Genomic DNA, 22,577 nt, shown 5'->3' with positions numbered 1-22,577 from the left:
TCTTCACCATTGAAATGTGCTAGATAATATACAAACCATTCAAGAGGAACCACCAATACGAATGGAGATAAGAGATTATCCACATCAGCATAGTCTTTCAATTCATAAATGATTGATTTCAATTCCAGATTTTCAGAAAAGTCAATTGCCTTATCAGTAATTTCATCTGATTCAAACCCTGATTTTAAAATAATAATCGGAACATCCTTTTCTGCCCTTTCAATCAAACCATGTCTGAATTCAGCAGAATATTCAGGACAAGCATGCTTGATTGCACCTTCCATGAGCATGGTCATTGCCAACTTGTAAGCAAGACCGAAGTTAGGGCCGCTTCCTAAGCAGTAGAAAATGTCCTCTTTTTTAAAGTTCTCTGCAAGAAGCCTGTTGTCAAATTCAGTGGTTTTTAATAGCTCTTCAATAATGTCAGGCAGTTCAGACAATTGCTTCAATAAGTTGTCCTTTCTTTCATAATCTGAAGCTGCAAATAATATCTGATATAAGCTTGCAAGTTGAGTGATGTATGTTTTGGTTCCTAAAATAGCTGTTTCTGTTTCACATCTTGTAACAATTGGAGTTTTAGCTTCTTTAATCATTGAACTTTCAGGTTCATTTGAAATGGAAACAGTGTGAATATTAAATTCGTTAGCTTTTCTAAGTGCTGCAAGAGTATCTGCAGTTTCACCGGATTGTGAGGTGAAAATTGCGATTGAATTTTCATTTTCAACCAATTTCTTGTTGTAGTAGAATTCATAACCTGCATAGACTTCAATGTCTATATTAGTACTGGACATCCTAATTGCATCCCTAACACTGTAACAGGTTGAAATAGAACTTCCACAACCTACCAAATAAACTTTAGAAACATCTGAGACTAATTTTGACACTTCATCCATAGTGGCTTTTTCACTTTCAAAAGTTTTTCTTAATGAATCCGGTTGCTCCATCATTTCATCATACATTTTGTACTTCATAAGCTTAAACTCCTTAAAATTAAATATTATAATTTATATATTGTTAATTAATATATAAAAAGGTTTTTTAAATAATGATTAAAATGAATGAGGATTTAACATTAATTGGAATGGAAAAAGGTAGACAATACGAGACAATCATTTCCACCAAAAATGAAGATGGCAGTAAAAATGCCGCACCAATTGGCGTGATTTATGCAGGCAATGACAAGATAATCATCAGAATTTTTAAGGGAAGTCACACCTTGGACAATATCATTCGTGAAAAAGAGTTTATAGTCAATATCACCCATGATCCCGAGCTTTACACCATATCAACCCTTGGAAACCTACCACAAGATTACTTTGAAGATGACGGTTCAATAAAATGCATGAAGGCATTTTTCAAATGCGAGGTAATCCGCTTAACTGAAGCAGTCAAGCAAAGCGACCCCATTAAAAAGAAGGATGAAGCTATTGTCATAAAAGCAAAAGTTACTGATATGACCGTGAAAGAGGATGTTCATGCATTGAACAGAGGATTCGGATATGTCATTGAAACATTGGCCAATTACACCCGCTTTGACATAGTTGGCGATGATCAAAAAGAAGAATACATAAAAAAATTTAAAGAAGCAAATAGAGTTGTCCTCAAAGTCGGAACTAAAGAAGATATAAAATCCATGCAAATAATAAAAAAAGAATTGATGAAAAAAGGGTACGAACCCTAATTTCTTATAACATCCATAAATTCAAAACTGTCGCCGTCAAACAGTCCCTTATCTGAAATCTTGATTGATGGAATGACCAATAACGCCATGAACGCCATTGTCATGAATGGCGCTTCAAGCTGACAACCCAATGCCTTAACCATCTCATGCAAATCGCCCAGCTTTTCAGCAACTTCATATGCATCCTCATTTGACATGAGCCCCGCAATAGGAAGAGGCAGTGAATCTTCAAAGTCAACACTGTAAATGGCAATTCCACCCTTATTTTCAATTACCTTATTGACTGCTTTCGCCATCCTGTCCGAATTATATCCAACAACGATTATGTTATGTGAATCGTGAGCAATTGATGAAGCAATGGCTCCCTTTTTCATTCCAAATCCTTTGATGAATCCATTTGCAACAGTATTTCCACCATAACGTTCAACTACCGCGATCTTTAAGACGTCATGGCGAATATCAGTTTGAACCACACCATCCTTAACAGGGAGTTTTGCAGTGGTCTTTTTGGTCAGCAAATCACCGTCAGTGCACTCGATTACATTGACTTCGCATTCATCGCCATCATAATATATCTCAAAATCCTCAGGTGTTTTTTTAGACACGTTCATTGTATTTTTAGATTCAAATTCAGGGACATCAAATAAAACATTTTCACCGTCGAAGACACATTCCCCACCGACATATGTTGCAAGGATATTGCAGTCGTAAATGCTGTCAACTATTACATAGTCCGCCTGAGCACCCTCGACAATGGCTCCGCAGTTTAAATTATAATGGTATCCCGGATTGATTGTCACCATATGAATGGCTTTTAAAATGTCTATTCCTAAACTAACTGCTTTTTTAACGGAAGCATTCAGATGGCCTTTAATCAAATCATTTGGATGTTTATCATCACTGACTATGAAATCAAACAGTGGGGAGTAAATCTTATTTTCAAAAATATCCCTGAACAGGAGATTCAATGCCCCCTCATATTCAAGTGCTCGACGACCATCATCTATATTGAAAAGACCTTCCATATCCATGGCAGATGAACCGTCACGGACCATAATTTTCATACCTTTTACCTTTTTCTCAAGAGCTTCGAGAATATTGCTGCATTCGTGGTCAGTGGATATACCTTGAGCAAGATATTTATCCAAATCTTCGCGTGAAACCAATGGTGCATGACCGTCAATCGGCTTTCCGTATTTTTTTGCTAGGTCCAGTTTCCTAATTACTTCCTCATCACCATTTATAACGCCAGGATAATTCATCATCTCTCCCAACGCCACGATTTCATCCTTTTGAAGCAAATATTCAATATCATCCGGACCCAATGTTGCTCCTGAAGTCTCAAATGGTGTGGCAGGCACACATGAAGGTGCTGCGAAATAGAAATTGAAAGGAACCTTGTTTGCATTGTCAATCATTGCCTCAATTCCTTCAATCCCCAATACATTACCTATTTCATGAGGGTCGCAAACAACAGCAGTGGTACCATGGCGAACGGCAATTTTGGCAAACTGTGCCGGTGTAATCATACTGCTTTCAATGTGAATATGTGAATCAATGAATCCAGGAATCATAAGTCCCTTAACATCCAAAGTGGAATTTTCATTAATGGTAATTGGAGTGACTTTCTTATACAATCCATTTTCTATAGTGATTCTTGCCGGATAAATGGTGTCTGTCACCACATCAAGAATAAAAGCAGTAAATGACATCTAATCATCCTCATTTAAAGCATTGTAGAGAAGCGGTAAGAATGTACCGATATCTGTAACGATACCTACCACTTGAGCGCTTCCCCTATCGGATAATTTGGTTACAGTTGATGGGTTGATATCTACACAAATACTTTTAACTCTTGAAGGGAGCAAGTTACCAGTTGCAATTGAATGAAGCATAGTGGCAATCATGATAACCATGTCAACCTCTTGAGCGTAGTGTCTCATCAATTTTTGCGCTTCCACAGTGTCTGTAATGACATCAGGCAAAGGGCCGTCGTCACGAATTGATCCTGCTAGAACAAATGGAACATCGTTTTTGACACACTCATACATGATACCTCCAGTCAGAGTACCGTCTTCAACCGCCTTTTTAATGGAACCTGAATTGTTGATTCTGTTGATTGCCCTCATGTGGTGTGTGTGGCCGTGAGCTACAATCTTACCTGTTTCAACCTCAATACCCAATGAAGTTCCGAACAGGTTTGATTCAATGTCGTGGGTGGCCAATGCATTACCTGCCATGATGACATCAATGTAACCCTCCTTGACAAGTTGCGCCAAGTATTTACCTGAACCGGTGTGGACAATAGCTGGTCCTCCGACAATACCTATTTTTCCACCTTTAGCCTTGATTTCCTTCATCTCATCAGCAATACCATTGATGAGATTCATTAAAGGCTTTTCAGATGAAACCTCACTGTTCATGAACTCAAACACTTGCTGCTCATCACGTGACCTTTGAGGAGGTGTTACCCTGACACCGTCAAGCCCTACAACGATTTTATCGCCTGCTTTGACATCAGCAATAGGCTTTACAAAAGCCCTTTTAGCTTCCTCATCAACAACTACCAAACAGTCCATTTCAATCTCTTCAACAGGTATCCAGTTCCCACCGTAAAAAATATGGGTGACGTGATTGGATGATGAATAAAAACCTTCAGGAGCAACCTTATCCTTGGTTGATGCAACAAGATTTACCTCTTTAATTTCATCAATAGCTGCACCAAGCACTGACAATTCATCCAAAATTGATTCTAACAATTCGGGAGAATCAGCAGAAACTTCGATTTTAGCGTGACTTATGTCTGATTTTTTACGTCCAACATCGATTTCTAAAATATCAAATTCTCCGCCTTTATCCATAATAATACCCATTGTTTTGGTTAAGGTCAATGAGTCAATAATATGGCCTGAAAGCTCAATAGTTCGTTTATTCATAACAATATGCTCCATTTTTAGTTAATATTATAACTATATTTTCGGTGATATTTAATGGTATTGTTATGGTTAAAAAAGAGAAAAAAATATAAAAATAGATTTATAAATAGAATTAATTTAAAAATTGCTTTCCCTTATCTTATTATTTCCTCAAGCAGTTGATTATATTTCATAAAATTATCCCCATATTTGTCATAAACATATGGAACAACAATAGAAACAACTTTGCCATCTGCAATATAAACGAATTCCACATTCTTGTTTAGGTCCATTTTATAGAATCCATCTTTGCCAGCTATATTTTGTTGTTGATATCCTTTTTTAATTAAATTATTATTTATTATTGAATCCTCAACTACTTTATTATCCACTGCAATATCAACGGTATCTCCAATCTCAGTATTTTTATAAACCATATTCGCATATGTTTCATCAATGTCCGCCTTTACAGGATTATCAACATCAAATCCATCAGGCAAATGGAAATTAACCCCATTAACAGTAACATCATTTCCTCCACCAAATATCCACCAAGCACTGACACATGATACAGATGCAATAACTATAACAGACATCATAATGATGAAAATAATCTTTTTATTCATTATCCCACCTTAAAAAAGTAAATTAAGTAAGCAATTGCTCACTTATTTAAATTCAACACTATTTATCGCTTCTTTGATATTAACATCAGAACTCTGAACAATTAATACTTGTGTGTCATCTTCTGAGGATACCAAGTATCCATGATCAGTAGTACCCTCATAAATCCAAGTAGGAATGCCCTCTTCAACTGAAACTGTGTTATTTTCTTTTATTAAATTTAAAGCAAAATCAGTGGTGTTATTATTCCCATTTGTATGAGTAGTATTCAAATAGTCCAAATAAGCAAAAAGTGATCCGTCTGGATTTGGAATTGCATATATAGTATGATTTACACTAATTCCACCTTGCTGTTCAGCAATTTCACCATTTTGAGCATCAGGCACATCCATTTTGAATTGACCAAAATCATGAGATACAAAATCTTGTGCAGACACGCCAGCAACGGTAAAAACTGCTATTAAGACGATTAAAAAAGCGAATATTTTTTTATTCATATCTTTTCCTCCATACTTTTTTACAAAATCAAAAATTTTGTAATAATAAGTTTATTAAACACATAATATAAACATTGCTATTAGCATGCTAATATCATATACATATCTATTAAATAGCCAAAACTAAATTCTTAATCATGAGTAAAAAGGACGATATGAGTATTGTATCTCTACTAGCACGTTCCAAAAAAAGAATTAAAGTGCTAAAATCACTGGAAAAAGAAGATAAAATTCCCTCAAAAATCAGCAAAGACATTAACGATAACAGCAACCATGTTTCCAAATACCTAAAAACACTTAAGGACGCAGAGCTGGTTGAATGTCTAAATGAAGATGACAAGAGATACAGATTTTACAGCATCACAGAAAAAGGCAAATATTATCTTAATAAGGTAGAAAAAGATTATAACGACTAATTTAAAAAAAATAAAAAAAGAGATAGACTCATTGTTATGAGTCTAAAGTCCGAAGAACAGGTAGATTATAAATACAATAACCATCAACCAGATAGCCCAACCTAACTCTTTTGCTTTTCCACTAGCTAAGCTTGCAACTGCGTAAACTACGAATCCCCAAGCGATACCTAATGAAATGGAGTAGGTTAAAAGCATCATAACAATGGTCATGAATACTGAAGATGCAACAATTAAGTTATCCCATTCAACTTCTTTTAATTGTCCGATCATCAAGATACCGACAATAACTAATGCTGCACAAGTAACAGGAGAAGTGAATAATCCTAATACTAATGGAGCGAAGAATATTGATAAAATAAATAGGATACCAGTGATTACAGCGGTTAATCCAGTTTTACCACCTAAACCGATACCGGTTGCACTTTCAACGAATGCAGTTACTGTACTTGTACCGAATATTGCACCGACAATACCCCCGACAGCGTCAGCCAAGAATGCATTTTCAATACCGACAGCCTGACCGTCTTCATCCATAAATCCACATTGTCTACCTAAAGCCATTAAAGTTCCTGTTGTATCGAAGAATGTTACGAATACAAGTGAGAACAGCATCATGATCAAGTTTGGAATGTTATTGAATAATGATCCGAATCCTTTGAAACATGCAGCGAATAATGACAAGTCGAAACTAGTGGTAATGAATTGTGCAGGAACGGTAGGCATTAACATGTCTCCAGTTCCGAATCCAACTGCAGTGAATATTACACCTATGATAGCGGTGATAACCAATCCAAGGAACACTGCTGCAGGCACTTTTTTCACATATAAGACCAAGGTAATGATGATACCAAGCAATGCGAGAAATGCTGGAGCGTATGTGAGTGCTCCCATGGTAACGAAAGTAGAAGGATCAGATACAATAATTCCTGCACCTTTAAGACCTAAGAATGCCAAGAAACAACCGATAGCTGCACCGATACCTAATTTCAAATCAAGAGGAATAGCATTCAGGATAGCTTCCCTTAATCCTGAAATTGTAATAATTAAAAAGATTACACTTGAGAGCAATACAGCTGAAAGAGCAGTTTCAATACTGTTTCCCATTCCCAAAATGATGGTGTATGTAAACAGTGCGTTCAGTCCCATACCTGGAGCTAATCCGACTGGATATTTAGCAACTAGCCCCATGATTATACAAGCAACACCAGAAGCAACTGCTGTTGCGAAAAATACTCCTGTAACAGGCAATCCACCATCACCCAATATGACTGGGTTTACACCTAAAATGTAAGCCATAGCAAGGAATGTTGTGATACCTGCAAGGATTTCAGTTTTAAAATCAGTTCCATTTTCCTTAAATTTAAAAAAATTGTCCAACATATAACACCTCTTACGAAATAATAAATTTCGTTAGATAGTACCATATTTGTATAATATAACTATTAAATTTGTCTAAATTCCATTTAAAATAAAAGAATATTACCTTACAAAACGAGCCGAGAATTAATGAAAAAAGAAACAAAATATACAAAAATTAATAAATAAACTACAAAACAGTCATGAAATTCATTAATAAATGTAAAATAAGTAAAACATCAATACACAATTTCCGATATTGGCATATTGGAAAATAATCCAAGCCCAGACAAGATTATTTCCATATGGAAAAAATGGCAATAAAATACAAAATGGTAAAGAATCTAGTTATTCTTTATCATCATCATTATTGAGGTCTAGAATGTCTTTAACCATATATGCACCTACAAATGCTTGTGTCAATCCTTTATAGGCAATTCTTTCAATAGGGTTTAAAGTCCATACTTTCTTATCATCAGTCATGATTTTACCTCAAATAATTATTTAAAATAAGTTATATATAAATCTAAGCATTTTAAAATTAGTTTAACCTAAAAAAAGTCATAAAATTTAGTTAAACCTAAATCAAATGAAAAAAGAATAGAATGAACGGATATGAATTGACAGGAATACTATTTGTAAAAAAAGAATAGTTCGTCGAAAATAAAATTAATTGATTGAAATGAAACAATATTTCAGCAAAAACAATCAAAAAACACATTATTTAAATTGAAGTTTAACAATTATTCAATCAATGTTAAGAAATCATAAATTATTTTGGCAGCAACGACTGCAGTATGGTCTCCCAACCTATCGCTAGCGGTTTCAACAACATCAAAACCAACGACATTTTTATGACATAATGTCTCAAGGATTGTTTCAATTTCGGATATGAACAAGCCCCCAGGAGTAGGATTTCCAACGCTTGGAGCAATAGCTGGGTCTATTACATCCATATCAATTGAGATATAAATCGGACCGTCAATGTTTGTCAAATAATACTCAATCGCATCCATATGCTTGTGGACATCCTTATTCTTGAATGTCTGAATGTTATAGGTTGACTTTACGAATTCCTCCTCATCAGCGGATGATGACCTTATTCCAATTTGAACAAGATTCACACCAGCCTCATGAGCCCTCCTCATGACTGCGGCGTGAGAGTATTTCTCACCGATGAATTCGAATGCAAGATCCCTATGAGCATCCAAATGAATGACCGTTAACTTTTCATGTCTTTTTGATAATGCTTCAATAGCTCCGATTGAAGCGGAATGCTCACCACCAATTATTATTGGCCTAAGATTCATATCAAGCAATTCATTAACTGTGTCTTCGATTATGCCACATGTTTTTTCACAGTTTCCAGGAACAACATTGACATCGCCAAAGTCATAAAAAATAGTGTTCAATTCTTTATTAAAAACAGTATTGTATTTTTCAAACCCAAATGATGCCTCTCGAACAACAATTGGTCCTAAACGTGAACCGGAATGATAAGAAGTAGTGCTGTCAAATGGAACTCCGATTATCCCAAATGAATTTTCAATTATTTCATCATTTTCATGAGAAAATGCAAATTTCCATGGTTCATAAGTATTTAAAAGCATAATTAATCTAAAAAAAAAGGAAAATAAAAAAAGAGAACTTATGATCCTCTAGTTCTCATTATTTTCATATTTCCCATTGCAACAATGTATTCAACTTCTCTACCTTCAGTGATTTCATCTTTTAAGTCTTCAGGCATTGGTAAGTCGATGGTGTCATAGTTTTCCATGTCCATGATTTGTACATTGTCACCTTGGATGGAGATAACTTGTCCTAATCTTTTGTCGATAATAGGAATATCTACTTTGTTATCTACAGGTTTAACTAAACTTCTTTTTTGATTATCGAATACACCAACTGCTTCGATTCTTGCTTTAGCAGCTCCGTGTTTACCAGGAGATGAAGTGGTGTAACTGATAATTTTACAAGCTTCTCCTCCTAAAACGATATATTTTCCAACTTTTAATGTTTTAATTTCTACAACTTTTGTTGACATTAATTTTCCTCCATTTTAATAAAAACCGGTTTTTAATCATATAATAAGGAATATTATAGATTAATATAAACTATCTTTTCCATTTTATATAAAGTATTCGTTTAGAGGAAAAAGTGGAAAAAAAGAAAAAAAGAAGTTATTAATTAAACTAATGTTGCACCAGTGTTGTATGAGTAAAGCCATAATGACACGGCAGCCAAAACCAAAATGACCAGCATCCAAACAACAATGAAAATTTTTTTGCCGTCTCTTTCGCCTTTTATCAAATAGCTTTCTCCCTTCATGTCACTGGAATGATTTTTATTGTTCTTGTAAAAATCATCATTCCTCAAGTAGGAATAGAACATACGGGCCACGAAATAGAACACTACAACAAATATCAGTCCGATGTATGGAATTGAACCAAACATCGCAATAATTGAAGATACAATCAGCATTAAAAGCATGAACATACATGCAGATAGAATTAATGAAATTGGTTTATTGAAAATCATTATGTACACCTAAATTTATTTAACATTTTATTATTTAAATAGATGATGCATTCATGAATAATTTAATTTAATATAACAACCAAATTTAAGATTAGTGATAAAATGAAAATAGCGATTGTATCCGGAAAAGATGAAGGACCTACAAAATTAAATGCATTTGACAATGCCCTAAGCAATGCAGGAATAGGGGATGTCAACCTAATAAAGGTATCCAGCATGCTTGCAGGAAATGCAGAAATTAAACAATTGCCAAAACTTAAAGCAGGAGCTATGGTGAACTGTGTCTTATCTGAAGTCACTTCAGACAATCCAGGTGATGAAATTACCGCAGTCATAGCTGCCGCCATTGGAGAGGAATTAGGTTGTGTTGTTGAAACATCCGGAATTAATGAAAACTACGAAGATTTGGTTGATGAAGCCCAAATGATGGTCAAATACATGATGAACAAACGAAATGTTGAAATCAAAGACATAATTATTGAATCATCCACAACAACCGTTGAAAACATCGCATCCGTTGTTGCATCAGTAGTTTATCTAAACGATGAAATAATTGAGTGATAATCATGAATGCTCGTGACAAACAAATAGCAACAGACTTATCTTATGAGATTATACGAGAAGTAAGCAGAGCAATTCGCCCGTATGTCGGAAAACCAGAATCTGCCGAAAAGGTGAAAATAGGTGCAGACGGTACCCCAACCTCATTAATCGACATAATTGCAGAAGAAAAGATTATAAACATCCTGAAAAATGCGCCAGTGCTTTCATACATTGTTAGTGAGGAAATTGGTGAATTGAAACTTGGTAAGGGAACAAAAAGAAGCATTGTCCTAACTCATGAATTGAGACGCCAGGATTTGGAGGAAGATGAGATTCCAAAATTCATATTTCTAATCGATCCGGTTGATGGAACAAACAATGCTATCAAGGAGATTCCGGCATTCGGAATATCAGTGGCAGTTGCAAACGTTTGTCAAGGAAGATTATCTACATTGAATGATGTTGAACTTGGATTCATAAGCAGTTTTGCAAACGGCAATTTCTTTGAGGCTGAAAAGGGAAAAGGATGCTGGCTGAATAATAAAGAGGTCAAACCGAGCGACATCATAAACATCAGCGACATGACTCTTGGAGGATTTACCAAAAGTGGAACATCACAGGCTTCCAAACTAGTAGATAACGCTCGTCGTATGCGTGTTTTAGGCAGTGTAGTTTTAGAATTGTCATACGTTGCAAGCGGAAGATATGATGCATTTCTTGATTTGAGGGGAAGCAGAATAATAGACATTGCAGCATCAAAATTGATTCTTGAGGAAGCGGGATGTATCATCACCAACAAATACGGCCAAAAGCTCAACAATCCATTAAGCATTTATGAAAAGACAATCGTGGTTGCCGCAAACAACAAGATATTGCACAAGCAGATGATTGACATCCTAAATGACAACCAGACAGATTTCATCGGAAAGGTTGGAGTCATATCAAGAATCGACCAAACAAGACCCATAATATTCTCCGCAAAGATTATCGATTACCTTTTAACCAACGGACGAGAAGTTTGCATTGAAAACAGATTGGCTCACAAATTGACAGAATTAAAGGAAAATCCTGAACTGAACAAAATAATAGAAAATACAAAAGTAGATTATCCGGAAATTGCACATCTGCTTGACGATGTAAATTTCAATATTGATTTCAAACAACTTGCTGAGCCAGTATTCGACTTTGACTGCGACATGGCAGTGATTCTTGGAGGGGATGGAACACTCCTAAGGGCTCAAGGCAAGATGAAACCTGAAATACCTATATTTGGAATAAATATGGGAACCGTTGGATTTTTAACAGAAATTGAAGCAAAACATACCTTTGAGGCATTGGATGAAATCCTTAAAGGAAATTACTATAAGGAAAAAAGGACCCGTCTTGTAGTGTCACACGAAAACAACCAGTTCACTGCAATGAATGAGGTTGTTGTCATGACAGACAAGCCTGCAAAGATGCTGCACTTTGAAATACAGGTGGATGGAGAGACTATTGAGGAAGTTCGAGCTGATGGACTGATTATTTCAACACCAAGCGGGTCAACAGCCTATGCAATGTCTGCTGGAGGACCTATCGTTGATCCTAAAGTTGCAGGATTCATCATAATACCTATATGTCCATACAAGCTTGGAGCAAGGCCGTTTGTTGTATCTGACAATAGTGAAATAACAGTGAAACAGCTGAAAAAGGGTAAAACTGCAGTGTTTGTAATGGATGGCCAAATAAGCGAAGAAGCCGAATATGAAGAGGAAATCAAATTCAAAAAATACGACAAGGATGCCTACTTCATAAGAACCTCAACAAAATATTTCTATGAAAAAGTTAAGGACAAGTTGAAAGAAGGCGGAATAAATCCAAGTCCACGGTGCAATAATGAATAATCTGGTTATCGATTTAACACATGGCGGAGTGAAAATAGCCACCAGTTTAGCCAAACAAGGAAAAAGTGTCTTAGCATATGACATCTACAATACCTTGAAGGATGATGACGCTGAAATGCTTAAAAGATACAACATCAAATTAATCCGATTAAGCGACTTGAAGGATTTTGAGGGAGATATGACCGTGATCTATCCCATCCATTTGCCTTTGAGCACAGACGAAATTGCATCATACAATCCCGATTTAGATTACACTTTCAAGACACATCACGAATGCATCAGGGACATTCTGGAAGGTTGGGGAGAGGACATCCCAAAAATTGAAGTGACCGGAGTCAAGGGAAAGACAACCTCAGTCTTTATGCTAAAAGAGATATTGATTGATAAAAATCCGCTGATCCTATCCAGCTTAGGCGCATTATTATATGAAAACAAAAGGGAAATCATTTTAAAAAAGAACATTTCGATAACCCCTGCCAACATCAAGGAAAGCGTTGACCTTGCCTATAAAATTGCAAATCCTATTTGCGAAATTGCAGATGGAATTGTCGAAAGTGAAAACCTGAGGAAATATGAATCCACCATTTTCGAATCATCCCTTGGAGTCAGCGGAATTGGAGATGTGGGACTTCTTTTAAATATCGTTGAAAATTATCCGATTGCAAAGTCAAGAAGCGATGCTGCAACCGCTAAAAAGCAGATTTTCAGATGCAAGTGCGTTTGCATTCAAAAGGAGGCACTTGATGAATATTACAGTGATGTAATTCATGACAAGACCAACAGCTTTTCAACCAATGACCCATCAGCAAATCTTTTCGCAAAAAGCGTTGATTACAATCTGGACAAAACCAATGTGGAGATGGAGTACAACAATGTAAAAACCATCAATGACAAAACAGTCAGCGGAGAAATTTCACTGAAAACATTTGCGCCAGGACCGCATCACATTAACAACGTCTTGGGAGTGGTCTTGACCTGCATCAGTCTAGAAATCCCAAAAGAAAAAATCATTGAAAATATTGAAAATTATAAGGGCATTCCAGGCAGAACCAATAAAAAAACAATGAAAAATTCAATAATTATAGAAGAAATTAATCCTGGATTGAATACGGAAGCCATCAAAGAATCCATAAACATGATCAGTAATCTAGATGATTATTATGTCTCCATAGGAGGAGATTACGGAATAACCTGTGAAGAAATCGATGAAGAAAAATTAACCGCCTTTTTAAATACGCTTGACAAGGAAATCATATTAACCGGCGATTTGGGATTGTCAATTTCATCAAGATTAGATAAAAAATATGATTTTATTGAAAATGCTTCTGAAATTTATGATATGGCCATAAACAATAATAAAAACCTTCTTTTCATATACCGGTCAGATTATCGTAAAGTTTCACAAAGATGAATTTTTGTAAAAATTGAAACATTTAATAAATATTAATTGCAAAAATTAAAAATGTAGCAAAATATTGTAAGTCGACTTACGATATAATTTTGAAAACCTGGAGATAATACATGATTGTAGGAACACGCGGAAGTCAATTGGCACTAGCTCAAACAAATCAAGTTTGTGCAGCTTTATCCAAAATTACTGGCGAATCTATTGATGTTGAAGTTATTAAGACAAAGGGAGATAAAATTACAACATCCCAATTGTATAATATGGACTCAAAAGGCCTGTTCACCAAGGAATTGGATATTGCCCTTTTAGATGAGGAAGTTGATTTCACAGTGCACAGTTTTAAGGACTTGCCTACTGAACTGGATGAGGACTTGGAAATTGTTGCAGTTCCAAAACGTGAGTCTCCAAATGAAGTTTTAATCTCCAAAAAAGGCTGGGACGAATTAGGTCCAGGTTCCAAACTTGGAACAAGCAGTCTTAGACGAGAGGCTTTTTGTAATCATTACAATAAGGAATTTGAACTTAAACCAATCAGAGGAAATATTGAAACTAGAATCAAGAAAGCCCTGGAAACTGATTTGGATGCTACCATTATGGCACAGGCAGGTCTTAAAAGATTAAACCTAACACAATACATCAAAAATGTATTCCCTGTGGATTATATCACTCCCCCTGCAGGTCAGGGAGCATTGGCAATCATTACAAGGTGCGACTCTGATGTAAAAAACTCAATATCCAAATTAAATGATTATATCTCAATGCAAGAGGTACTTGCTGAGAAAAAAGTGCTTGAAGAACTTGGAGTTGGATGCCAATGGCCAATTGGAGCCATAGCACAAATGAAAGATAAAGAATTTAATATTTATTCAATATTATTAACTAAAGAAGGAGAAATCCTTAAAGAGCAAACCGAAAAGGGATCTGTTAAAAATGCGATTGAACTTGGCGGTCGCATTGGAAGACTTTTCGAGGATTATGTTTAAACGGAGGAATTAGATTGAAAACTGTTAACGTAGGAGTTATTGGAGTAGGTGCGATGGGTGAGAACCATGTTCGTGTCTACCACAAAATGGAAGAAGCAAATTTAGTTGCTGTAAGTGATGTAAGTGAAAGAGCACTTAAAAGAATCGAAAAGAAATATGGTGCTAAAGGTTTCACAGAATACAGTGAATTACTTTCAAACCCGGAAATTGAAGCTGTAAGCGTATGTGTACCAACCACATTCCACCATGCAGTAGTGATGGAAGCCATCAAACATGGAAAACATGTTTTAGTTGAAAAACCAATTGCATTTACATTAAATGAAGCAGAAGAAATGATTGCAGCTGCTAAAGAAGCTGGAGTTTTACTCGCTACTGGACATGTTGAAAGATTCAACCCTGCTGTTCAAAAAGCTAAAGAACTCATTGAGGACGGAGTTATTGGAGACATCGTTTCCGCATTCGCAAAAAGGGTAGGTCCACTCCCACCTAGAATTAAAGACGTAGGTGTATCAATCGATTTAGCTATTCACGATTTAGACATCATGAACTATTTATTTGAAGAGGAAGTCACACAAGTTTACGGAACCATGAACTGCAGTTTTGATGACAGTGAATTTGAAGACCACGCAGAAATCATGGTCAGTTTTGACAATGAGTCTACCGGAATAATTGAAGTAAACTGGTTGACCCCATACAAACGTAGAGAATTGGAACTCACAGGTACTGCAGGAATCATATCTGTTGACTACATCAAGCAAAGTATTGAAGTGTATGGTAAATTTGCTCAAGATATCCAAATTAAACATGAAGAACCTCTTAAAAGTGAATTAAAATCATTCTTAAACGCAGTGATGAATGGTGAAGAACCAGAAATTACCGGTGAAGATGGACTTAAGGCTCTCAAGATGGTTATTGCTGCTAATAGATCATCCAATGAACATAAACCAATCAGTTTTGAAGAACTCGAATAAGGTGATAATGTGAAACAAAAATTAATTGCAAAGGCTCAAGAACTCAGACAACATGGATTCACCACTGGAGAAATCGCTGACGAATTGAACGTCAGTATGGACACAGCCAGATGGTTAACACTTCAAAAAGCTACTGAAGAAAAAATCGATGCCCCTGTTGATTTTGCTATTAACTGGAAAAGCATCGGAGGAAACTCAACTCGTTTAAGTTATGTTTCAGGCGCTTTAAGTGACATGGCATTATCACATGGAGACGCCGACACCGTTGTTGGAATTGCAGTTAGTGGAATTCCATTTGCAACCGTAATGGCTGACTTTATGGAAGACATGACTGGATTAGATACTTCATTAGCTATTTTCCACCCAAACAAACACAGAAAAGACGCTGATTCAACTGACGATGAAGGTACAATAAGTACCAACTTCGGAAGCGTTGAAGGCAAAAAAGTGGTTATTGTCGATGACGTAATCACCAGTGGAAAAACCGCAAAAGAAGTCATCCACACCGTAAAGGATCTTGGTGGAGAACCAACTTGCGTTACCGTATTAATCGACAAAACAGGACTTTCCGAAATTGAAGGAATTCCTGTAGAATCCCTAATTAAAGTTAGTAGATTATAATTCTACTACTAATTTCTCTTTTTATTTTTAAACCTAAACTACATTTAATCACATATTTTTATATAGTTTAACACACAATATATTCACAAGGTGATAATTTTGTACATAACTGTAATTGCATTTGAAGACATGCATGGGGCAAAACCCCTCAAATTAGAAGGGATTATCAAATTAGTAAAAGAACCTGACAACAAATATGACGCTGAAGCGATATCCTGTGAAATGAGACACTTCGGAAAAATAGGATACCTTGCAAACAGTACACATAGCGTTATTAAAGGAACAATGAGTTCAGGCAGATTATATGATAAGATAACTGATGAATACTTTGCTAAAATCAAATTTATAAACGGCAAGCTTGCAATAGCAAAGGTATTGGATTCCGATGAATACATCGCAGAAATTGAAAATCCTGAAAGCGATGTCCATTACCTAAGCGAAAATCCATCAGAATTGGAACTGAAATACTAGATGATAAAAATGATAAGCATTGGAAATGACATTAGCATAAATCCTCAAATAGAATTCCTGGAACCCCAAGTAAACAATAACATCGCAATAATCCCACTGAAAACCGAAAGGAATTATATTGACATCCTAACACTCAAGAAAGGTTTTGAATTGGGCCTTGTTGAAGTCAAGGAATGTGAAACCTCACAGGTGAACACCCTAATCGTCAAAAACAAATCAGTGACCCCCTTGATTTTAATCGATGGTGAAGAGGTTGTTGGAGGAGATCAGAACAGAATAGTCAACTCAACCATACTGATTGACGCCAAAAGCGAGATGAAGGTCCCAGTCAGCTGTACCGAAAAAAACAGATGGGGATATAAAAGCGAATTCAAGCAATCAAACTATATTGCAAACTACAGGACAAGAGTGGCAAAGGAATGTGCATCAAGGGACTCCAATCATTTCCAGGATGTAATCTGGTCATCCATCGACGAGCTGGAACATGCAAATTCATTCTCTTCAAGTACCGCAGCAATGGAAGAGAGCTATGAAAACCTTAAGGTGAACCATAACCAGATTGTCGAAGGATTCAAAATCGTTGATGGGCAAAATGGTGTTGTGATCATCATAGACGGTGAAATCAAGGGTTTTGAAATATTCCTAAACTCAGAGATATACAAGGAATTCCATGCAAAGATTTTGAAAAGCTATATTATTGATGCAGACATTAACGAAAAGGCATTTCCAATAGATGTTGACGCCGCCGAATATGTAATCAACAATGCCTGCAATTCATCATTTACAAAAAAAGAAAGCGAAGGGCTTGAGGAAGGATACATCTTTGAAAATCAGGAAGGGATTGGAACAATGTATCTTTTTAAGAATAAAGTCATACACTGGTCCTACTTCAAGAAAATAGAGGATAAAATAAATGATGAATTAATTGAGGATACCATATTAGAATCTGATATCTAACTCATCCATCATTTTTTCTATTTTTAAATTTAATTTTTTGACGTTTTCATCAATTTCCCTTTTTTCTGAGGCAAGGTTTTCAAGCTTTATGAAATCCCCCTCAAAAGTGTCGACATATCTTGAAACGGACAGGTTGAAGTTGTTTTTAATTACCTCATCGATTTTTACAACATTGGAAAACTTTTCAATTGTCAGCTTATTGGTGAAAACATCCTTCATCTTATTTATTGTTTCATTTGCCAAAATCAGATTTCTTCTAAACAGTCCCGGGAACAGCCTATCGCCTTTCTGTGTCTTGAACTCTTTTGACATGTCTATGAACAGGACATCATCGTTTGATCTGTTTTTCTTAAACACAATCACGACTTCAGGCTTTCTCCTTCCCAACTCTTCGGGAATGCTTATTATGGTGTCAATGTAATTTTTTTCATAAACTAGATATTTTCTAAGTATCTGGAGGGAATTTTTGTACAAAAAGTTCTGTGAAATGGATATTGCCATTATTCCATCATCATTTAGGGCATCTATGAGATTGATTAGGAATAAAAACTCATTATCCTTCAATGATTCATACTCCCCAACGAGGTCATCCTTGGAGTCCTTTTCGACATCAATCTTTTCAAGGAGGTTTTCCAGAGCACTGTTCAATGCCGAATCCTTTGAGAATGAGTCGCTGTTCATGCCGAACTTCTCAAGCAGCATGTCCTCAAGTTCATTGCGCTTGTTCCTTTTTGCCATTTCGAAACTCTGATTCTTGTTGGCGGAATAATAATTCTTGATGGATACTGGAATTTCTGAGAGAATAACATCAAATGATGCGCCTTCAATATCAATTGACTGCTTTGCATCCTCATTTTTGAACACAACATGGTCCAGATAAAAGATATTGATAAAGAACCTTGCTATCGTATAATAATAGGTTAGCTTATCCTCTTCCTTACCGAAATATGTCACTCCTGTTTCACACAAGTCTGAAAGACTCATCAGAGAGGATCCGTCTTTCATGAATGGATCGTAAGCTGTCCTGATGGATGTTTTTTCACAGGCAATCAGTGTTGATAAGATTTGTGAGATGTATTGTGGATTTGAATCTATATGCATTAGTCTGGAGGCTGAAATCAAATCGAACACTTTTCTAAACTCGAATGCATTTTCAAACAAATCAAGTTTTGAAATTGCATAGATGACTTCCTTGATTGCCAAATCCATTTCGTTATCGAATTCATATTCCTTAACGCTCAATTCATCTTTTAATGTTTTAAATAATGATTCAAAATATTGCTTGTCCTTGCTGTTTTCATCGAATTCAATGTTTTCGGAAAATACTCTAAAGAACATTGAAAGGAAGAATCTGTCAGAATAGTTATTGTTTATTACCTCATCGATGAACGCTTCAGGCCTTTTGATGTGATATCCAAAGAGGTGCATGGCATCCTCCTTAAGCATCTCATGCTGATATTCATCACCGTACGCCTCATCAAGAGTCATTTCCTTATCCTGAAGCACCATCATAAAATGGTCCTTTAGGTTATCTGAGCAATATTTGTATAAGAATGTGTATATTATGATATAGTCGATTTCAGAAGGCAGGTTGAATCTTCTTGACTTGGATATGAGGTTTTTCAGGATTTTATAGTTTTTTGATTTATATCTCATCGTCATCTCCCCACAGTTCGTTCAATATTGCCTCTTTTAGATTGCGGTCATATGTGACCTGGCGAAGGTCCTCATGGATCTTGTCATTGATGGTGTTCAAAAGCATCCCATATTTCAATTGGGTGTCATAGTCAGGCACAATCAGTTCCAGTTGCTTGATTTCCTTAAGTGATGTGTGAGGAATCTTTTCGCTGCTTCCCAAATCATGAAGCTGCTTTCTTATATGGGCATTAGTGAGCAAGTGTGCTATAAAATCAGGATCATAATCTTTTTTTAGCCTTATGATAGCAATCCTATCGCTTACAACCAGTCCCTCTTCTTTAACACATACTACATCATATGGATGGGGCATTTTCATCAGAACATCGTTCTCTCTTGTGAAGTATCTTTCCTTAATGTTGCTCTTAAGGCTCAATTCATCAAAGTCAGATAGCTCCCCATCCTTTTTGATGGACCTTTGAACGATGACCCGGAAGTTATCTCCAGTCTCATCCAAGTAACGTCTATAGGACAATCCTGAGAATATTTCTGCCATATCTTCTAGTTTTACTTTTTTCATTTTAATCCCTTTTAAAATGAGTTATTAGCTTTCAGTGAAAGCTAATGTTCAATTGTTATGTAATGGTGGGGTGGAATGAGCATTAGTTTTTGGTGGTGGGCCAAAAACTAACTATTGGTACAGTGGATTTGAATCTTCAATGAGTGGTGTTTCATCAGAAATTTCTGATGGCTCTACTTTTTCGGCAGAAACTCCTCCGATTACTCCAACACTTTGGATGTTGTCTTTCAACACGGCAGTGGAAGTTAATCCGGAACCTTGTGGAGACAATACGAATAAATCGAGGAATGTATCATCTTCTCCAACGATGAAAGCAGGTTCAATAGGTTCGGAGGATTTGGTTTGCACCTTAATTAAGATGTGTTTTGCCTCATTTTCTCCTTCAAGGCCAATTTCATTTCTGATGTTCTGATCTAAATCTCTTACTTTTTCGCTCCAATTAATCACGTTCATATTATTACCTCTTTATTTTTTTATTTCACCTTAAAATACAATGGTGTGGATTTTTTAGAAATTATATTTCTTGGTTGATGCATTTTTTTAAAGATTATGCATTGTTGCAATCATATTTAATTATTCATAGTATTTAAACTTAACTGTTTATATTGTATTTTTTTAAAAATTACATTTTTTCGACTGCAAATTATAATATATTTTAAGTAGTATATAAATGTTTTGCATTTTTTAAAAAAATGCAAAAAAGCACATGTGCAAAAGGGTAGTGCCTACAAAAAAATGACAATGCAAATTAAAATAACGATGAAAAAATTCACCTAAAAAATAGTAAAATAAATAAAAATATAAAAAATAGATTAATCTGAGACACTATGCCTCAGATTCAGCTTTTTCCTTTTTCTTATCGACAATCTTTAATTTTTGCTCTTCCTCGTCAACTTCCATGACAATCGGTTCAGCTTCAAGAGCCCCAGGGTCCTTTTCAACACACTCATTGATTTTAGATTGGATGGTTCCAATGTCTTCTGTGTCGATTAAGTCCACAATCTCCAGTTGTTGCTGGAATCTTTCAACACCTTCGAGAGGAACGTTTTCAACGAAGGGAATCGCACCGGTTGCACCGATGATTTTCTTTTTCTCAGGGTCCGCACCGTTTTCATGCAAAGCCTTGAAACTTTGACCTGTGATGTGACCTTGCACTTCCGCACCTGCCAAAATCAGGAATCTGATGTTCGGATTGGAAATGATATTCGCAACTACCTTTTCTATTCCCAGATTTTCTGTTTTACATGGTCCTGCAATAGCAGCTCCTGACAATTCCGCCTCAATATGGGAAGCTAAAGTAGTGACTGCAACAGGACTTTCCGGATCTCCAACAATATAGTCGCCACTGATTACAGGCCAACCATCTGCAGGAGCTTTTTTATCAACCATACCTAAATCCTCCTAATTTCTAATTGAGTTTATATTTGAAAGAATATTTAAATATTGTTATCAGTAGTATAATTCGGAAGGTTTTCCTATGTATTCGAAGTCATCCTTGTTGTCGAGGTACTTAACACCTATGACCTTTTCGTCGGGGAATCTTGTGACAACACTCATTCCGTCATTTACGTCAATGACAATGACTTTTGTGTTCTTTTCGCCGACAGCCTGAATCCTGATAATGTCATCGTTTTGCAAAAGTTCAGGATTTTCAAAATCATTGCTTATGTCGGTTGAATACCAGTGTTGTGGCAATTTTACTCTTATTCCTAAATCATCTAATAAATCTTTAACGTGCATTTTCATTCCCTCTCAATAATTTCTATATAAAAATAGATAAAGAATGTATTTAAATATTTTGTCACTATTCAAGGGTGCAAAGTGACTAAACCAGAAAGTGGACTTTGGACTTGTCCACATCATCCATGGAATGTGCCTTTGGAATGTCATCAGAATGGCCCAATGCTAATATTCCAACAACCCTATAGTGATCATCTATTTTTATTATGTCCCTAACAACTTCCTCGGCATCCCTGCCTTCCCTGCTGCGCAGGTGTATCTGGACCCAGCAGCTACCCAATCCCAACTCAGTGGCCATCAAGTGCATGTGAGTCAATGCGATTGAGGAGTCTTCAATCCATGTGTCTGCTATCAATGTGTCTGCAACAACGACAATAGCCTTGTCGGCACCTCTGATTAAATCAGCGCCATGGTCCTTTGATTTTGACAATTCATCCAAGGTTTCCCTTCTCTCGACAACCATGAAGTTGCATGGCTTGCGGTTCATGCTTGTTGGGGCAAGAAGTGCAGATGTTAGAATCTTATCCAGTTCATCCTTTGTCACCGGTTCACCATTGAATTTCCTTGTGCTCCTTCTCTTGAGCATAACATCTAAAAGTTCCATAGATATAGTATGTTTCATCAAATATTTAAAAAAATAGTATTGTAATGTAGATTGCCATAAAAATATATTTTGAAAATCAAAAGAGCATGAAAATATTGAATTGAGAATAAAAGAAAAATGATAGTTTTAGGTTAAGATATCATTTTAATTAATT

General features: G+C 35.9%; 25 protein-coding genes and 1 pseudogene. 10 read left to right on the top strand and 16 right to left on the bottom strand.

The features are described from left to right. Positions 1-971: SIS domain-containing protein (locus ILA26_RS03650; RefSeq protein WP_292894164.1), on the bottom strand; the 971-nt coding region annotated here is incomplete at its 3' end. A gap of 74 nt (positions 972-1,045) precedes the next feature. On the opposite strand from ILA26_RS03650, the gene ILA26_RS03645 reads away from it, so the two are divergent. Further along, positions 1,046-1,681, top strand: a complete 636-nt coding sequence (locus ILA26_RS03645) for a DUF447 domain-containing protein (RefSeq protein ID WP_292894162.1) — start codon at positions 1,046-1,048, stop codon at positions 1,679-1,681. Here the strand turns inward: ILA26_RS03645 and ade are convergent. The 4 genes from ade to ILA26_RS03625 form a co-directional block, all read right to left on the bottom strand. After that, a complete protein-coding gene (gene ade / locus ILA26_RS03640; RefSeq protein ID WP_292894160.1) occupies positions 1,678-3,393 on the bottom strand; it encodes an adenine deaminase in 1,716 nt (571 codons plus the stop codon). The two genes, ILA26_RS03645 and ade, sit on opposite strands and share 4 nt — an antisense overlap. Continuing rightward, positions 3,394-4,617 carry a TIGR00300 family protein gene (locus ILA26_RS03635; RefSeq protein ID WP_292894158.1) on the bottom strand — a complete coding sequence of 408 codons (1,224 nt, stop codon included), beginning with the start codon at positions 4,615-4,617 and terminating at the stop codon, positions 3,394-3,396. A gap of 134 nt (positions 4,618-4,751) precedes the next feature. Further along, positions 4,752-5,222: a hypothetical protein gene (locus tag ILA26_RS03630; RefSeq protein ID WP_292894156.1), complete on the bottom strand. Its 471-nt coding sequence runs from the start codon at positions 5,220-5,222 to the stop codon at positions 4,752-4,754. 42 nt (positions 5,223-5,264) lie between these two features. Next, positions 5,265-5,717 carry a hypothetical protein gene (locus ILA26_RS03625; RefSeq protein WP_292894154.1) on the bottom strand — a complete coding sequence of 151 codons (453 nt, stop codon included), beginning with the start codon at positions 5,715-5,717 and terminating at the stop codon, positions 5,265-5,267. Positions 5,718-5,854: 137 nt separating this feature from the next. On the opposite strand from ILA26_RS03625, the gene ILA26_RS03620 reads away from it, so the two are divergent. Next, positions 5,855-6,133, top strand: a complete 279-nt coding sequence (locus ILA26_RS03620) for a winged helix-turn-helix domain-containing protein (RefSeq protein ID WP_292894152.1) — start codon at positions 5,855-5,857, stop codon at positions 6,131-6,133. Positions 6,134-6,175: 42 nt separating this feature from the next. On the opposite strand, the gene ILA26_RS03615 is transcribed toward ILA26_RS03620, so the two are convergent. The 5 genes from ILA26_RS03615 to ILA26_RS03595 all read right to left on the bottom strand — a co-directional run bounded on the left by ILA26_RS03615 (position 6,176) and on the right by ILA26_RS03595 (position 10,027). After that, positions 6,176-7,513, bottom strand: a complete 1,338-nt coding sequence (locus tag ILA26_RS03615) for an NCS2 family permease (RefSeq protein ID WP_292894150.1) — start codon at positions 7,511-7,513, stop codon at positions 6,176-6,178. Between the two features lie 324 nt (positions 7,514-7,837). Next, positions 7,838-7,972 (bottom strand): hypothetical protein, encoded by a 135-nt coding sequence (locus ILA26_RS03610; RefSeq protein WP_292894148.1) that lies wholly within the window; start codon positions 7,970-7,972, stop codon positions 7,838-7,840. A gap of 260 nt (positions 7,973-8,232) precedes the next feature. After that, on the bottom strand, positions 8,233-9,099 hold the full coding sequence (gene speB, locus ILA26_RS03605; RefSeq protein WP_292894146.1) for an agmatinase: 867 nt from the start codon (positions 9,097-9,099) through the stop codon (positions 8,233-8,235). Positions 9,100-9,137: 38 nt separating this feature from the next. After that, positions 9,138-9,533, bottom strand: coding sequence for a translation initiation factor IF-5A (locus ILA26_RS03600; RefSeq protein WP_116592239.1), 396 nt, complete (start codon positions 9,531-9,533; stop codon positions 9,138-9,140). Positions 9,534-9,676: 143 nt separating this feature from the next. Continuing rightward, positions 9,677-10,027, bottom strand: coding sequence for a hypothetical protein (locus tag ILA26_RS03595; RefSeq protein WP_292894144.1), 351 nt, complete (start codon positions 10,025-10,027; stop codon positions 9,677-9,679). 102 nt (positions 10,028-10,129) lie between these two features. On the opposite strand from ILA26_RS03595, the gene ILA26_RS03590 reads away from it, so the two are divergent. The 8 genes from ILA26_RS03590 (at position 10,130) to ILA26_RS03555 (ending at position 17,864) form a co-directional block, all read left to right on the top strand. Continuing rightward, positions 10,130-10,588, top strand: coding sequence for an arginine decarboxylase, pyruvoyl-dependent (locus tag ILA26_RS03590; protein WP_292894142.1), 459 nt, complete (start codon positions 10,130-10,132; stop codon positions 10,586-10,588). 5 nt (positions 10,589-10,593) lie between these two features. Further along, entirely contained in the window at positions 10,594-12,453 is a 1,860-nt protein-coding gene (locus tag ILA26_RS03585; protein WP_292894140.1) for a bifunctional NADP phosphatase/NAD kinase, read from the top strand. Next, positions 12,446-13,864: a coenzyme F430 synthase gene (cfbE, locus tag ILA26_RS03580; RefSeq protein ID WP_292894138.1), complete on the top strand. Its 1,419-nt coding sequence runs from the start codon at positions 12,446-12,448 to the stop codon at positions 13,862-13,864. The genes ILA26_RS03585 and cfbE overlap by 8 nt, the downstream gene beginning before the upstream one ends. 110 nt (positions 13,865-13,974) lie before the next feature. After that, the gene (hemC, locus tag ILA26_RS03575; RefSeq protein WP_292894136.1) at positions 13,975-14,844 is read left to right on the top strand and encodes a hydroxymethylbilane synthase; all 870 of its coding nucleotides are present in this window, start codon (positions 13,975-13,977) and stop codon (positions 14,842-14,844) included. 14 nt (positions 14,845-14,858) lie between these two features. Next, positions 14,859-15,815, top strand: a complete 957-nt coding sequence (locus tag ILA26_RS03570; RefSeq protein WP_292894134.1) for a Gfo/Idh/MocA family oxidoreductase — start codon at positions 14,859-14,861, stop codon at positions 15,813-15,815. 9 nt (positions 15,816-15,824) lie between these two features. After that, complete coding sequence (locus tag ILA26_RS03565; protein ID WP_292894132.1) at positions 15,825-16,436, top strand: orotate phosphoribosyltransferase-like protein; 612 nt, start codon at positions 15,825-15,827, stop codon at positions 16,434-16,436. A gap of 99 nt (positions 16,437-16,535) precedes the next feature. Further along, entirely contained in the window at positions 16,536-16,907 is a 372-nt protein-coding gene (locus ILA26_RS03560; protein ID WP_292894130.1) for an HIRAN domain-containing protein, read from the top strand. Between the two features lie 9 nt (positions 16,908-16,916). Further along, the gene (locus ILA26_RS03555; RefSeq protein WP_292894128.1) at positions 16,917-17,864 is read left to right on the top strand and encodes a DUF6569 family protein; all 948 of its coding nucleotides are present in this window, start codon (positions 16,917-16,919) and stop codon (positions 17,862-17,864) included. Here ILA26_RS03555 and ILA26_RS03550 read toward each other — a convergent pair. From ILA26_RS03550 to ILA26_RS03525, 6 genes and pseudogenes are all read right to left on the bottom strand, one after another. Beyond that, positions 17,847-19,520 carry an N-6 DNA methylase gene (locus ILA26_RS03550; protein WP_292894126.1) on the bottom strand — a complete coding sequence of 558 codons (1,674 nt, stop codon included), beginning with the start codon at positions 19,518-19,520 and terminating at the stop codon, positions 17,847-17,849. The genes ILA26_RS03555 and ILA26_RS03550 overlap by 18 nt on opposite strands. Next, positions 19,510-20,079 (bottom strand): restriction endonuclease subunit S, encoded by a 570-nt coding sequence (locus ILA26_RS03545; RefSeq protein ID WP_292894124.1) that lies wholly within the window; start codon positions 20,077-20,079, stop codon positions 19,510-19,512. The genes ILA26_RS03550 and ILA26_RS03545 overlap by 11 nt, the downstream gene beginning before the upstream one ends. Before the next feature lie 111 nt (positions 20,080-20,190). Then, the gene (locus ILA26_RS03540) at positions 20,191-20,532 is read right to left on the bottom strand and encodes a hypothetical protein (protein ID WP_292894122.1); all 342 of its coding nucleotides are present in this window, start codon (positions 20,530-20,532) and stop codon (positions 20,191-20,193) included. 408 nt (positions 20,533-20,940) lie between these two features. Further along, positions 20,941-21,468, bottom strand: a pseudogene (gene mtrA, locus ILA26_RS03535) (tetrahydromethanopterin S-methyltransferase subunit A); the annotation flags it as partial. Between the two features lie 60 nt (positions 21,469-21,528). Beyond that, the gene (locus tag ILA26_RS03530) at positions 21,529-21,819 is read right to left on the bottom strand and encodes a hypothetical protein (protein ID WP_292894120.1); all 291 of its coding nucleotides are present in this window, start codon (positions 21,817-21,819) and stop codon (positions 21,529-21,531) included. Positions 21,820-21,904: 85 nt separating this feature from the next. Continuing rightward, positions 21,905-22,423, bottom strand: a complete 519-nt coding sequence (locus tag ILA26_RS03525; RefSeq protein WP_292894118.1) for a nitroreductase family protein — start codon at positions 22,421-22,423, stop codon at positions 21,905-21,907. Between the last annotated feature and the right edge of the window lie 154 nt (positions 22,424-22,577).

Origin of the sequence: Methanobrevibacter sp. (assembly GCF_017940815.1) — an archaeon.
In the GTDB taxonomy this organism is placed as follows: domain Archaea; phylum Methanobacteriota; class Methanobacteria; order Methanobacteriales; family Methanobacteriaceae; genus Methanocatella.
Note: the sequence above shows the minus strand (reverse complement) of the source record. Positions and strands in the feature narration are given on the sequence as shown.

Bases quoted from the DNA above. Each gene is read 5' to 3' on its own strand.
- hemC (WP_292894136.1), top strand. From the start codon at position 13,975: ATGATTGTAGGAACACGCGGAAGTCAATTGGCACTAGCTCAAACAAAT.
- ILA26_RS03635 (WP_292894158.1), bottom strand. From the start codon at position 4,617: ATGAATAAACGAACTATTGAGCTTTCAGGCCATATTATTGACTCATTG.
- speB (WP_292894146.1), bottom strand. From the start codon at position 9,099: ATGCTTTTAAATACTTATGAACCATGGAAATTTGCATTTTCTCATGAA.
- ILA26_RS03590 (WP_292894142.1), top strand. From the start codon at position 10,130: ATGAAAATAGCGATTGTATCCGGAAAAGATGAAGGACCTACAAAATTA.
- ILA26_RS03555 (WP_292894128.1), top strand. From the start codon at position 16,917: ATGATAAGCATTGGAAATGACATTAGCATAAATCCTCAAATAGAATTC.
- ILA26_RS03595 (WP_292894144.1), bottom strand. From the start codon at position 10,027: ATGATTTTCAATAAACCAATTTCATTAATTCTATCTGCATGTATGTTC.
- ILA26_RS03585 (WP_292894140.1), top strand. From the start codon at position 10,594: ATGAATGCTCGTGACAAACAAATAGCAACAGACTTATCTTATGAGATT.
- ILA26_RS03525 (WP_292894118.1), bottom strand. From the start codon at position 22,423: ATGGAACTTTTAGATGTTATGCTCAAGAGAAGGAGCACAAGGAAATTC.
- ILA26_RS03620 (WP_292894152.1), top strand. From the start codon at position 5,855: ATGAGTAAAAAGGACGATATGAGTATTGTATCTCTACTAGCACGTTCC.
- ILA26_RS03540 (WP_292894122.1), bottom strand. From the start codon at position 20,532: ATGAACGTGATTAATTGGAGCGAAAAAGTAAGAGATTTAGATCAGAAC.
- ILA26_RS03630 (WP_292894156.1), bottom strand. From the start codon at position 5,222: ATGAATAAAAAGATTATTTTCATCATTATGATGTCTGTTATAGTTATT.
- ILA26_RS03545 (WP_292894124.1), bottom strand. From the start codon at position 20,079: ATGAAAAAAGTAAAACTAGAAGATATGGCAGAAATATTCTCAGGATTG.
- ILA26_RS03600 (WP_116592239.1), bottom strand. From the start codon at position 9,533: ATGTCAACAAAAGTTGTAGAAATTAAAACATTAAAAGTTGGAAAATAT.
- cfbE (WP_292894138.1), top strand. From the start codon at position 12,446: ATGAATAATCTGGTTATCGATTTAACACATGGCGGAGTGAAAATAGCC.
- ILA26_RS03610 (WP_292894148.1), bottom strand. From the start codon at position 7,972: ATGACTGATGATAAGAAAGTATGGACTTTAAACCCTATTGAAAGAATT.
- ILA26_RS03625 (WP_292894154.1), bottom strand. From the start codon at position 5,717: ATGAATAAAAAAATATTCGCTTTTTTAATCGTCTTAATAGCAGTTTTT.
- ade (WP_292894160.1), bottom strand. From the start codon at position 3,393: ATGTCATTTACTGCTTTTATTCTTGATGTGGTGACAGACACCATTTAT.
- ILA26_RS03615 (WP_292894150.1), bottom strand. From the start codon at position 7,513: ATGTTGGACAATTTTTTTAAATTTAAGGAAAATGGAACTGATTTTAAA.
- ILA26_RS03530 (WP_292894120.1), bottom strand. From the start codon at position 21,819: ATGCACGTTAAAGATTTATTAGATGATTTAGGAATAAGAGTAAAATTG.
- ILA26_RS03645 (WP_292894162.1), top strand. From the start codon at position 1,046: ATGATTAAAATGAATGAGGATTTAACATTAATTGGAATGGAAAAAGGT.
- ILA26_RS03550 (WP_292894126.1), bottom strand. From the start codon at position 19,520: ATGAGATATAAATCAAAAAACTATAAAATCCTGAAAAACCTCATATCC.